12 protein-coding genes are annotated in these 11,291 nt (G+C 57.3%); 6 read left to right on the plus strand and 6 right to left on the minus strand.

The genetic code is table 11. From position 1 onward, the window contains the following. Positions 1 to 43: 43 nt before the first annotated feature. Positions 44 to 451 carry a hypothetical protein gene (locus ABX749_RS08220; RefSeq protein WP_372895553.1) on the minus strand — a complete coding sequence of 136 codons (408 nt, stop codon included), beginning with the start codon at positions 449 to 451 and terminating at the stop codon, positions 44 to 46. 2 nt (positions 452 to 453) lie between these two features. After that, positions 454 to 885, minus strand: coding sequence for a CsbD family protein (locus tag ABX749_RS08225; protein ID WP_372895554.1), 432 nt, complete (start codon positions 883 to 885; stop codon positions 454 to 456). A gap of 390 nt (positions 886 to 1,275) precedes the next feature. On the opposite strand from ABX749_RS08225, the gene ABX749_RS08230 reads away from it, so the two are divergent. From ABX749_RS08230 to ABX749_RS08250, 5 genes are all read left to right on the plus strand, one after another. Beyond that, positions 1,276 to 2,466 (plus strand): mechanosensitive ion channel domain-containing protein, encoded by a 1,191-nt coding sequence (locus ABX749_RS08230; RefSeq protein ID WP_372895555.1) that lies wholly within the window; start codon positions 1,276 to 1,278, stop codon positions 2,464 to 2,466. A gap of 404 nt (positions 2,467 to 2,870) precedes the next feature. Further along, on the plus strand, positions 2,871 to 3,335 hold the full coding sequence (locus tag ABX749_RS08235; protein ID WP_372895556.1) for a response regulator: 465 nt from the start codon (positions 2,871 to 2,873) through the stop codon (positions 3,333 to 3,335). A 274-nt stretch (positions 3,336 to 3,609) separates the two neighbouring features. Continuing rightward, positions 3,610 to 5,268 carry an ABC1 kinase family protein gene (locus ABX749_RS08240; RefSeq protein WP_372895557.1) on the plus strand — a complete coding sequence of 553 codons (1,659 nt, stop codon included), beginning with the start codon at positions 3,610 to 3,612 and terminating at the stop codon, positions 5,266 to 5,268. A 112-nt stretch (positions 5,269 to 5,380) separates the two neighbouring features. Further along, positions 5,381 to 5,839 (plus strand): PA2169 family four-helix-bundle protein, encoded by a 459-nt coding sequence (locus tag ABX749_RS08245; RefSeq protein ID WP_372895558.1) that lies wholly within the window; start codon positions 5,381 to 5,383, stop codon positions 5,837 to 5,839. Between the two features lie 297 nt (positions 5,840 to 6,136). Then, complete coding sequence (locus ABX749_RS08250; RefSeq protein ID WP_372895559.1) at positions 6,137 to 6,694, plus strand: DUF3365 domain-containing protein; 558 nt, start codon at positions 6,137 to 6,139, stop codon at positions 6,692 to 6,694. On the opposite strand, the gene ABX749_RS08255 is transcribed toward ABX749_RS08250, so the two are convergent. The 3 genes from ABX749_RS08255 to ABX749_RS08265 all read right to left on the minus strand — a co-directional run bounded on the left by ABX749_RS08255 (position 6,679) and on the right by ABX749_RS08265 (position 8,889). Then, positions 6,679 to 7,137, minus strand: coding sequence for a hemerythrin domain-containing protein (locus ABX749_RS08255; RefSeq protein ID WP_372895560.1), 459 nt, complete (start codon positions 7,135 to 7,137; stop codon positions 6,679 to 6,681). The two genes, ABX749_RS08250 and ABX749_RS08255, sit on opposite strands and share 16 nt — an antisense overlap. A 333-nt stretch (positions 7,138 to 7,470) precedes the next feature. Further along, complete coding sequence (locus ABX749_RS08260) at positions 7,471 to 8,409, minus strand: histone deacetylase (protein ID WP_372895561.1); 939 nt, start codon at positions 8,407 to 8,409, stop codon at positions 7,471 to 7,473. A 6-nt stretch (positions 8,410 to 8,415) separates the two neighbouring features. Then, a complete protein-coding gene (locus tag ABX749_RS08265) occupies positions 8,416 to 8,889 on the minus strand; it encodes a DUF1579 domain-containing protein (RefSeq protein WP_145221777.1) in 474 nt (157 codons plus the stop codon). 481 nt (positions 8,890 to 9,370) lie between these two features. On the opposite strand from ABX749_RS08265, the gene ABX749_RS08270 reads away from it, so the two are divergent. Beyond that, positions 9,371 to 10,147, plus strand: coding sequence for a hypothetical protein (locus ABX749_RS08270; protein ID WP_372895562.1), 777 nt, complete (start codon positions 9,371 to 9,373; stop codon positions 10,145 to 10,147). A 405-nt stretch (positions 10,148 to 10,552) separates the two neighbouring features. On the opposite strand, the gene ABX749_RS08275 is transcribed toward ABX749_RS08270, so the two are convergent. Next, positions 10,553 to 11,194, minus strand: coding sequence for a hypothetical protein (locus ABX749_RS08275; protein WP_372895563.1), 642 nt, complete (start codon positions 11,192 to 11,194; stop codon positions 10,553 to 10,555). Positions 11,195 to 11,291 lie beyond the last annotated feature (97 nt).

The following is an 11,291-nucleotide window of genomic DNA, read 5'->3' on the forward strand; positions in this document are numbered from 1 at the left end:
AACCGTTCATCTTCCAGGGGGCGCGACGGGAATGGAGGAGCGATCATGGTGTTTTTGGTTTGGTCAGAAGTTGACTGATCTGGTGCGAGGCGACCGTCGTGAGTTGTTTTAAGGCGAGCGAGGTGACGGCTCCCATGATTCCACCGATGAAGCCACGCTTCGCGGGAGCCGGCGCTGCACCACATTCTTTCGTGGTGTTGCCATGCGAGTCCTGGTGAATGATGATCGGCTCGGCCGCCGGTTTCGATTTGGAAGGGACGAGCAAGTAGCCGACACCTGCGGCGAGCGCCAACAGCGGCAGCGGGTGACGCGCCATGTGATACTTCCAGTCGGTCAATTCACGCACACGCATGCGGGCGTCGTCGACATCGTAAGGCAACTCCGTACGAATCTCCGCCATCCGCTGCTTGATCGCGTTGGCCTGTTTTTCAGTGGCAAGCGTGGTGGCCATGACTATTTCTTGTTCCCCATGAAGAACAACGCACCGGCTGCGATCCCCAGACCGAAGGCAATCGCCAGCGACTCGGCGGGGCGACTGCGAACCGTCTCGGCGACTTTTGCGGTGTATTCGCCCGACTGTGACGCCAAACGGCGGTAATTCTCGCGGGCGTAGGCGGCCGCATCGGTGGCCGCAGCCTGTGCCGCTTCGGCATACTGTTGAACGCTTTCGGCAGCGCGATCGCTAAAGCTTCCGTTGAGCACGTTGTCGAGAAACGATTCGACTTCGCTGCGGCTGGCCCCCGTTTTTTGCTGGACAACACCGACCAACTGATCGGCTGACCCTTCGGCGCGCTGCAAGTCGTCTTCGGTGAGTTGGCCCCAATGTTCTTTCAAGCGTCCCTTGACTTCGTTCCACTGACCCTTGAGCTCTTGTCGATTGACCATTTAATTTTCCTCCATTGATGAAACTCGCTGTAATCCCGTCATCGGGCTGTTTCAACTCCACGACGCATATCGCGGACCAATCGTCTTTCAGCGGCAAAATGTCCGTTTCGGCGCCCGGATTGGGCCAGACGGTGGGGCGGCAGGAACCAAGCTGGACGGAAATCGTCCACCGCTGCGGCCGTGTGTCATCGCGTCTGCCGCCGATCGAGCGTTGGAACGCGGTTTGCGTCGCGGCTTTTGCGTCGCGGCTTTTGCGTCGCTGCATGGTTACGAAAATGGACTCCTCACCCGAACAACCTCATCATGGCATTCGTCCGACTTGCGATCCTTCTCCTCGTACTCGCGTCGGTCGGGCAAGGTTCCGTCGCCCCCGTGTCTGCGCAAGATCCAATGGATTCACTGCAGCAGGTGCAGGACGCTGCAACGTCCGAGTCGACCACCGAAGCCAACGGCCCCGCTGAGACCGTCGCGGTGAAGGGCGTTGCCGATGATGCCTCGATCCGCCAGCGGTTGTCCATGATCTATGACGCTGCGGCGAAGGCGGGTTGGTTGACCGAGATCGACGTGGACTTGAACAGCGGCATCGTGACCTTGAAGGGGCGCGCGGACTCCGAGGAGCACCGTCAGTGGGCAGAAAATGTTGCCCGTAAGACAGAAGACGTCGTGGCCGTCATCAACGAGCTGGCTGTCGATCAGCAGATGGATTTGGAATCGACGCGGGACGTTGTGGCGCGATCGCTCAATACCTTATGGACGGATTTCCTGGTGCGGTCGCCGTTGTTGCTGGCCGCGGCGGTGATCGTCGTGCTGACCGGGTTGCTTGCCAAACTATCCAGTTGGACCGTGCATCGGGTGCTCGATCAGCGTGGCATCCGGGCCAGCTTGAAGGACTTGGTCTACCAGTTCACCACCATCATCATTTGGATCATCGGCCTTCTGGTCGCCACCGTGGTCGCCTTTCCGGGCATGACCCCCTCCAAAGCACTGACGGTACTCGGACTCGGGTCGGTTGCGATCGGGTTTGCGTTCAAAGATATCTTCGAGAATTTCTTTGCCGGCATCTTGATCTTGTGGCGCTACCCCTTCGATCGCGGAGACTTCATCACGTGCGGCGACCTGACCGGCAAAGTCCAACAAATCACGATTCGAAATACGATGATCCAGAGACTCGATGGTGAATTGGCTGTCGTCCCCAACGCGACGCTGTTTAAAAACAACGTCGACGTCCTGACCAGCCAACCGCAACGCCGCGTCCGGATCATTTGCGGTGTGGCATACGATGAAAACGTCGAACAGGCGCGTGAGGTCATCAAACAGGCCGTGCTGTCCTGTGATTCGGTGTTGGGCAAGCGGACGGTGGAAGTGTTCGCCCAAGAATTCGCCAGTTCCAGCGTCAACTTCGAAGTCGCCTGGTGGACGGGATCCAAGCCGGTCGACATCCGACGCAGTCGAGACGAAGTGGTCGAGGCGATCAAACGCGAGCTGGACGGTGCTGGCATTGAAATCCCGTTCCCTTATCGCACGTTGACGTTCAAGAACCCCGCGGTTGCCGAGGCGGTCGCGAAGGCAGCAGCCCAGTAACCAGCAGCCCAGTGACCAGCAGCCCAGTGACCAGCAGCCCAGTGACGCACTCGCGTTCGTGCTCGCTGATTGGGGACCATTCGATGTGATCGATCGGGGGGCAGTCCGCTCGATGCGTCTGACCGATCGATCCGCACTCTCGGCCAATTTGACCGGGCAATAAGCTGGATCGGGGTGATGCCGTGCTGCGCAGCACGGTTTTCGGCATATCGTTTGCGACCCATCCCTCGCAGCTCATTTCAAGAATGCAGCGCCGAATCGAGACGGGGGCTGTCATCGATCTTGGCTCTCTCGTCAATTCCACTCGAGGGGCGACATGAACTGGCAAAGCTTTTAACGCGGCTTGATCCTAACGCGTGACGATTCGGCATGACTGACCTAACACCGTATTCCAGGAACGCCGGATGATTAAACCGATTTCTCTTCATGGACCGGTTCGATCGCTGACGTCGTTGGGAGTGCGGACCGCGCTGATCGTCGATGATGTGGAAGCAATGCGAGCGATCGTCGATCGCACGGTTCGGCAACTCGATGTCGCGACCCTTGAAGCCGGAAATGGCCGAGACGCCTTTGACCTGCTGCAGCAACATCCGATCGACGTGGTGATTACGGATGTCGAGATGCCGGTGTGGAGCGGGTTTGATCTGTTGGAAGCGATCCGCAGCTCAGATGATCCAGGATTACAAGGGTTGCCCGTCGTCGTGATCAGCAGCTTGCCCGATCGTGCGATCTTGGTCCAAACCACGCAGTACGAGGACACCTACTTCTTACCCAAGCCGGTTTCGATTCCGCAATTGCGAGTCACGTTGAAGATGATCGCGACCCGTCTTTGGTTGCGCAACCATCCGTTTGCGAACCATCGCCAGTAGCGTCCCAAAAGCCTCAAGGGCCAGTCGATTCAATCGATATACCGTCGACCGTCTCTGCGAGATGCCTTTCGATTGGTCGTTGAAAGCCCAAGCTGGTTGGTCATGCACCAGACTTTGCTCTTGACTCACTTTAGGGCTGGCCATCGATCGCTCGGTATACCGTTTGCTCCCCGTAGTGGCTTTGATCCCTGCTGTCCGTCGTATCAGGACCATTGTTTCGCCCGATCAGGGTCATTGTTGCGGGGCCTTCTGCGTCTACCACCGATCAACTCACATGCTGACCACACTGCCTGCCGATAGTGTTCATTACGCCAAACTCTCTGTGCTGCTGTGGAAGCATGGGCGCCATGACCTTGCCGAACAACTCGGCTGGACAAAGAAGGAGAACGATGCCGACGGCTCTTGTAAAAGCGCGACGGCTCGGGAGGCTGCCGAAGAATGTGCGCGGGATATCGAACAACTCGGCACGGCGTACATCAAGCTCGCCCAAATCGCCAGCACCCGACAGGACATGCTGCCGCCCGAATACGTGGACGCTTTCGGGCGACTGCAAGACGACGTCGAACCGGTATCCGTGGAGGAACTCGAAGCGATCATGGAAGAAGGGCTTGGTGCCAAACCATCCGTCTTGTTCAGCCGCTTCGATCGATCCCCACTGGCCAGCGCTTCGATCGGGCAAGTTCACCGAGCGGCATTGCATGACGGCCGCGAAGTGGTGGTCAAGTTTCGACGCCCGGGTATCGCTCAGCAAGCCACCGAGCAACTCGGCAGTTTAAAGCGACTGGCCGCAATGGTCGACGACAAGACGGAGATCGGGAAACAGTTTCGTTTTCGTTCGCTCGTCGGCGCCGTCGAGTACGCTTTGAAAAGCGAACTGGACTACTGCCAAGAAGCCAACCATCTGCAGCATTTGGCTGAGAACCTGAAAGCGTTTGACCGAATCCGTGTCCCGCTTCCGGTGTCGCAGATGGTCTGTAGCGAAGTGCTCGTGATGGAGTATCTGTCCGGACCGGCGATCAAGGATGTCAGCGGCGTGGTGCTGAACGAAGTGGACACGACAGCCCTGGCGGACGAGTTGGTACGGGCCTACCTCCAACAGATTTTGATCGACGGCTTGTTCCATGCCGATCCGCATCCCGGCAATCTGATCTTGCACGAGGGTGGAAAGATCGGTCTGCTCGATGGCGGGATGGTCGTGAGCCTTCCGCCGATGCTTCGTCGCGAGATCGCTGCGTTGTTGTTGGCATTTAGTGCCGGTGAAGGTGAACGAGCCGCTGCGATCGCAAACCGGATCGGCCAGACCGATGTCGGTTTTGATGCCCAAGCGTTTCGCACCGCGGCGTCGCGAGTCGTTGCGTCGGCCGGTGACGGCAAGTTTGATTCAATGTCTTTGGGACGCACCCAGGTTGAGTTTCTCAATGTCGCCGGCAGTCACGGATTGGTGTTGCCGTTCGAAATGATCTTGCTGAGCAAAGCGTTTTTGCAACTCGAGACGACGCTCGCACAGCTGAATCCCGACCAAGACCCCAAGGCGATCATTCGAGGTTACACGCTCGAACTGTTGGCCGACCGCGCCAAGGAACAATTGAGTGTCAGCCAGATCGCGGCCGCGGCGCTGGATTCCGCAGCCTTGGCGTCCAATCTGCCTGCTCGGATGAACGAATTCACTCGCTTGCTGGCCGAGAATCAACTGCGTGTCGATGTCGATGCGATCGACGAAGCGGCTTTGTTGGCGGGGCTGGGAAAAATCGCCAACCGAATCACATCCGGATTGATTGTCGCGGCCATGATCGTCGGGGCCTCCCTGATCATGCGGATGCAGACGGGTGCCCAGCTGTTCGGCTACCCGGTACTCGCCACGATCTTCTTCCTGCTCGCCGCCGCAATCGGGCTGGTCTTATTGTACAAGGCCATGTTTGCCGACGAACGCTAATGCCTCAGCCGCACGAGACCGAACCATTGGGGATCGGCACGTCCGATGCAACCGTTTTGCCTGCCGCGCGATGATTCGTCACGCGGATTCGAATCACGTCGAAGAGAACGCCATGAATCTTGAAACGAAGACCAACCTGAGCGACATCACAATCGCCAAGTTGCAGAAATTGATTCAAGCCAATCTCGATTCGTACGCAGGCTTTCACGAAGCGGCCGACAAGCTCAAACATGCTGAGCTTGCGGCGCTCTTTCGCAGCATCGGCAACGAGCGAGCCGCGATGGCGAGGGAATTGCAACAGTACGTCGAGTTCAGCGGCGAAAAGGCCCAGGACGACGGAAGTGTTGCCGCCAAGATCCATCGCCTCTGGATGGACATCCGCGCCGAACTGAACGATGGCGATCCGCAGGTAATATTGAATGAAGCCGAACGCGGCGAAGATCACATCAAGGAAGCCTACCAAGCCGTATTGAAAGAAACCGCCGGCGGCGCAATGAATGACGTCTTGACTGCACAGTTCGCCAAAATCAAAGCCGGTCACGACCAGATTCGCGATCTCCGCGACGCCTGAAAAGCAAATTCGTTGCCTGTTGCATCGACAGACGATGTGGGTGCAACGCGAGAACGCCGGTGCACCACGTTTTCAGCTCCCTGTTTATCTGATTGACGAACGCGCAATCTGATGGACATTCCCCAACTGACGTCCCACTACGATGTCAAGACCGGCAATGCGACGCATCACACGTCGCGATTGACAGACACCCGGTAAAACCTTAGAAAGCTGTACGGCGTATGCATCTTTTGATCGGTTGGGCGTGACGCGTTGGGACCAACGCATGACGCAGCGGCGTTGTGGACGGAAACTGGCATGAAACGAAATGTGGTCTTGGTCTCGATCCTGCTCGGTTCGTTGGGCGTATCGATGCGGCTCGGAGTGCCCAAGCAGCTGTCCGCTGACGATTCGCATCCGACTTCATCGGCGACGTCATTCCCCGCGCCGACAACGATGCTTGAGGCTCGTGCCCGAGCCAAGTTGCTGCATGAGGCGATTCGAGGAACGCTGCAAGTCGTCCATCGCGATTTCTTTGACGAGGACGATGCGCACGCGATCCCTTCGGCTTCGCTCGAAGACGTCTTTCATGCGATGTCGGAAAGTTACGACGTCGAATTGAAATGGTTGATCGTCGAAACCGATGTCGTCAACGTCGATCACCAGCCCGAAGACGAGTTTGAAAAGGACGCGGTGAGGGCGCTCAAGTCGGGCAAGCCGATGCATGAAGCCGTGCAAGCGGAACGTTATCGATTTGCCGGCCCGATTCGATTGGCCTCACAATGTTTGAAATGTCACGTCAAGAATCGAAAGAGCACCGAGGATCGAACCGCCGGCCTGTTGATTTCGATGCCGCTGGTTCAGCGGAGCTTTTGAAGCAGCGTTTCGATCGCCCGGGTTTCGGTCAACTCGTGTTGTTCCATTCGATCGATAAAACCCTGGACTTGCTTCATCGCGGCTTGCCATGAAGAAAAAGGTGGATCCGTCTCGCTGAGGCGATCCACCAAGTCGTCCAAATGGGCGCCCAGCAAGTGGTGATCGTTGAGCGACTGAGACCGCAAGTGGTCAAAGTCCGCGGAGGGCTCGGCCAGCGATTCCGCCAGCCGGGTGATCATTTCATCTTCCTGCTGAAAATGCTTTTGCAAACGCTCACGCAAGGGGAGCAGCCGGTTCGCGGTCTCACCGAAATGGGGGATGCCGAGTTGTTCAACCTCCGTCATCCAGTCACGGATCTCGCGGAGTGATTCGTGCATTCGGCGGTCTTCGCTCAACCAGTCGTCAAAGATTTTCGACAGGGGTTCGCTAATATTCGAGCTCATTTTGCTCCTCACGGATCAGAATCGTCGCGTGCTGCGTGGAGTTCAGGTTGATGGCAAATCGCGTGGTCGTGTGACACCGTGCACCACAGCGGTTGATCGGCAACACCCATGCCAAATCGGCTGGCAGCAAGGCGATTCGGTCCGGAACGGTTGCCGGTCATAACCTGGGGCACTTCGAGAGATCTGCATCAGTAATGTTCTGAAGTGCACGATGCCGGCTCGAAATCGCTCGATGCGGTCTCGTCGTACTGAGTTCGACCACCGCTGGCGAAGCATGATGAAGAATTTGCTGAGGCCGGCGACAAAATGATTCGGCGTCCGCACTGTGTCACATCAGCACGCTTTTGTCAGCAAGGCTTCCAGATGAATCCCAACGCAATCGGTCAGGGCATCTGGGTTGTATCCCCCTTCCAAGACGCTGACCAGTTTTCCGTCGGTGTGTTCTTCCGCGACGTCCAGCAGGCAACGCGTGAGAACACCAAAGTCATCGCTCTCCAGGCCCAACGAACCGATGGGGTCATCCTTGTGGGCGTCGAAGCCGGCGCTGACGAGAATGAGTTGAGGTCGGATCTTCGCGGCGAAGCGTTTGACTTCACGTTCGAACAGTCGCAGTTGCTCGTCACGTGGCGTACCGTAGGTGATCGGCAGATTGAGCGTGGTTCCGGTGCCGGCGCCGGCGCCGATTTCGTCAGCCGCACCGGTTCCCGGGTAGAAGGGCGACCGGTGCATCGACAGAAAGCCGACATCGGCCGCTTCCCAAAACATCGCTTGTGTTCCGTTGCCGTGGTGCACGTCGAAGTCGACGATCAGCACCCGCTCGATCCCTAGCTCTTGCGTGGCAACACGGGCCCCGACGGCGATGTTGTTAAACAAACAAAACCCCATCGCGTGGTCCGGCATCGCGTGGTGTCCCGGCGGACGAATCAGACAGAACGCGTTCTTGTCTTCGCCGCTGATCACGCGTGCGACGGCATCACAAACCGCCCCGGCGGCCATCCGCGCGACGTCGTACGACCGCACGCTGACGACGGTATCCGGTTCGATGTAGCCGCCACCGCTGGCGGCAAAATGATGGATCAGGTCGACGTAGTCTGGCGTGTGCACATAACGCAGACGCTCCAGCGAGGCGGGCTCCCAAGCGGGCCGACGACAACAGCTGTCCAGTGCCACAAAGTTCAAATGCCGAACCACCGGAAGAATCCGGTCACCGTTTTCTGGATGGTCTCCCGTGACGTGCTCTTGAAAAACCGGATCGTAGTAAAGCAGTGTCATCGGTTTTCAGCCACGCGCGTGTTTTCCAGTCATGAATCGTACCCACTCGCCTGTCCCGGTCTGCAACTCGCTGGTCATCCGCCAATGGTCAGCGTCGGTGATTTCGATCGTGTCGCGATAGTTGCAGGTCCCACCGCCGTCAAAGCTTGGACCGAGCGTCTCGAGCACCAGTCGCTTTCCGGTCGCGTCCAGTGCGCCCTGGTACAGCCAGAGGTTGGCCATCATGGAACCGACAAACGTGCCGACGTATTGGTCTTTTGCCGGATCAAATCCGAGCGTCATGATTGACGACCATGGGCCACTGTCGGGCGCGTCACCGCTGCTTTCGCAGACCAGCCAGAGTCCACCCAGCGAGCGGCATGTCATCTTGCCGGACGCGGTTGAAGTGTTTCCATCAGGCATTTGACAGTCATGGTCAAAGCTCCAGTCGCCGAGCAACTGATCCAGCCAGGTGTGTTCGGCTTGTGGTTTGGCAAACATACGTGATTCCTACCGATCCGATAGAGTGACTGTTGAACGAACGCGTCCGGCCAGTGGCAAGTGCAGTGACTGATTGTTTCCAGATTCTCGATTCATCGTGGTCCAAATCGACAAGGAATCACCGAATTTTTGCAAATTCACACCCCATCGCCTGACCACCAGTCGCCCCAGCAATCACCAACCACCCAGGGACAGACCCCTACCATCCCATCATCCGGGGACAGACCCCGCATCATCCGGGGACAGACCCCAAGATTCACGTGTGTTCAGATCCGAATCATCCGGGGACAGACCCCGGTTGGCACGGGGACAGACCCCGATTGGGACAACCATCCAGTTAGATTCCGGGACAGACCCCGTCATTCACTATCCTTTGATAGGTCTACTGGAACGTCGAAATCTCAGAACAGACGAAAGGAATCAAGACATGCTATATTCGATCGAGTCGTCTGATTGCAATCATTGTCAAATCCAACCGCCAATGGAGGTCACCATGATAGGTTGGCTTAAGTCATTGTTTTCCAGACGGGAAAGGTGCGATCCTGAACCGGATGATTTGTGGAACGTCATGGAATCGATGGATCCACGAAACTCTCTCGCTCGACTTCATCAGTTGAAGTTGGACTCGAAGCAATTTCCGGTCGTAAAGAGATTGCTCGACGGCACCCTTTCTCCGGCTGATTTCCCTGGCGTCACCGACTGGTGTCAAGCAGAAGCGGTGAATTCAACTGGAATGGACGCCCTGGCCTATGCCCTGCAACTTGCACTGAACAGTTCCGGCACACTCTATGTCATCCCGAAAGGTGAGGTCGTTCCCGCCGCAATGCTGCCGAAATATGTTAGTCGGGGCCAGCTGACCATTGTCGTAAACCACATGGGCGGCACGCCTGTCCTTCTCACATCGCTGGATGAGTATCTTTCGAGCAACAACATCGTTGACTACTCGTTGGAAACCCTGACACCGTCAAAATGGCGTCGGCGATTGCCGAGTAAGTCGGATCGCGTTCGAGATCGCAACGTCACTCCAAGTGTCACGATTGAGAAGCGTACCAATGATCAGGGCCGTCTGCTGGAACCGTTGGCGGCAAACGATTTGGTCGCCGCGATCAATCAAGAACTGGACTACATTCTGACCCCGGACCAGCTCCTGGCGGATCCGCAACCCATCGACCAGTTAGGTCTCTACAATTTTGATGTCCAAATCGATCCCTCGAATAAAAAGAAGATCAACGTCTGGGTTGTTCCATCTGTGGATTAGGTAGGATTGACGACCTAAAATCATCCACGCCAGCGGGGTCGGTCCCGGGTGGTGACTTTTTCGCCAGCAGGGTCTGTCCCCAGTGGTGACTTCTTCGCCAGCAGGGTCTGTCCCCAGTGGTGACTTCTGTTCAGTTGGCCTCGCCTTTGAGTCATCGAAAACTCCCTCTGACGATGCGACGGAGTTGGCTTGCGGCATTGAATCAGTCGATGGGCCATGAAAGATCACGACGCCACCCCGATTTGCCGGCCGGTGACCAGCAGCCCGTCAAGTTGGACACCCGGCTTCAGCCGTTGGGTGATTCACCACGTTTGCGTTGCTCCCCGCGGTCGCAGTTTACGTTTCCCAAGCGACGTCAGCGGCGTGGTTCGATTCCTTTGACGGGATCGTTGGTAGGCGGGCTTGCTAAGCCGCTTGCCCGAATAGGTCGCGGGCTTGCTTGGGCACATAGAAACGACGGCCTGTCTGCTTGGTCCGCTCGTTATCGAGACGCTCCGGTCGGCCCGCAATGGTGGAAAATAGGCTGCCGAAGTTTGCGACGAGCGACAACCAAAGCGTCGGCGATAAACCAAGACGCTCCAGAATTGGCGGATAGCCTTTCGGAGTGCAGCCTCGTTTGCCCGCAGCCAAATGACGAGCGCTCCAGTCCAACACTTCCAAGTAGTTCTCTTCGCTCATTGTAAGGAAGCCTTTATCGCTACAGCGGGCATTCGTTTTGCTCGGCTGCGGTCCAACAGGAGCGGTCGCCTCGTGAAGATTCACGGGTGACAGAAAGCCGTCCGCACGGCGAACTTGCGGAACGCCGGTTGGTGTTTTGTTATCAATTTGCGCGTTCGATTGGTCCGGTGGAGTTTGCTGTATTGCCTGGATCGATTCGAGCCGCCGTTGTGCCGACGTATGGTCACTCAGCTCGACCGTCTCCGCAAGGCACGCACGGATTAGATTCAGATCGACATAGACCGAGCAGGCCAAAACAGCCTCTTCGTCGACCAACGGAACGGCTTTGAAGCGTCCTTCGAAAAAGTGCCCCCTCGTGTCGTCTTCCATGTGGGCGCGTTGAGCGATTCGCTGATTCAACAGACGCATCCACCAGGAAATGTTGCTCAGCCGCTCGCGGATCTCGGCAAGCTTCTTGGGGCATTTC

The sequence above is a fragment of the Stieleria sp. genome (assembly GCF_041595215.1).
Lineage (GTDB): Bacteria > Planctomycetota > Planctomycetia > Pirellulales > Pirellulaceae > Stieleria > Stieleria magnilauensis.

Bases quoted from the DNA above. Each gene is read 5' to 3' on its own strand.
- ABX749_RS08235 (WP_372895556.1), top strand. From the start codon at position 2,871: ATGATTAAACCGATTTCTCTTCATGGACCGGTTCGATCGCTGACGTCG.
- ABX749_RS08270 (WP_372895562.1), top strand. From the start codon at position 9,371: ATGGAGGTCACCATGATAGGTTGGCTTAAGTCATTGTTTTCCAGACGG.
- ABX749_RS08230 (WP_372895555.1), top strand. From the start codon at position 1,276: ATGGATTCACTGCAGCAGGTGCAGGACGCTGCAACGTCCGAGTCGACC.
- ABX749_RS08240 (WP_372895557.1), top strand. From the start codon at position 3,610: ATGCTGACCACACTGCCTGCCGATAGTGTTCATTACGCCAAACTCTCT.
- ABX749_RS08255 (WP_372895560.1), bottom strand. From the start codon at position 7,137: ATGAGCTCGAATATTAGCGAACCCCTGTCGAAAATCTTTGACGACTGG.
- ABX749_RS08275 (WP_372895563.1), bottom strand. From the start codon at position 11,194: ATGGAAGACGACACGAGGGGGCACTTTTTCGAAGGACGCTTCAAAGCC.
- ABX749_RS08220 (WP_372895553.1), bottom strand. From the start codon at position 451: ATGGCCACCACGCTTGCCACTGAAAAACAGGCCAACGCGATCAAGCAG.
- ABX749_RS08260 (WP_372895561.1), bottom strand. From the start codon at position 8,409: ATGACACTGCTTTACTACGATCCGGTTTTTCAAGAGCACGTCACGGGA.
- ABX749_RS08265 (WP_145221777.1), bottom strand. From the start codon at position 8,889: ATGTTTGCCAAACCACAAGCCGAACACACCTGGCTGGATCAGTTGCTC.
- ABX749_RS08225 (WP_372895554.1), bottom strand. From the start codon at position 885: ATGGTCAATCGACAAGAGCTCAAGGGTCAGTGGAACGAAGTCAAGGGA.
- ABX749_RS08250 (WP_372895559.1), top strand. From the start codon at position 6,137: ATGAAACGAAATGTGGTCTTGGTCTCGATCCTGCTCGGTTCGTTGGGC.
- ABX749_RS08245 (WP_372895558.1), top strand. From the start codon at position 5,381: ATGAATCTTGAAACGAAGACCAACCTGAGCGACATCACAATCGCCAAG.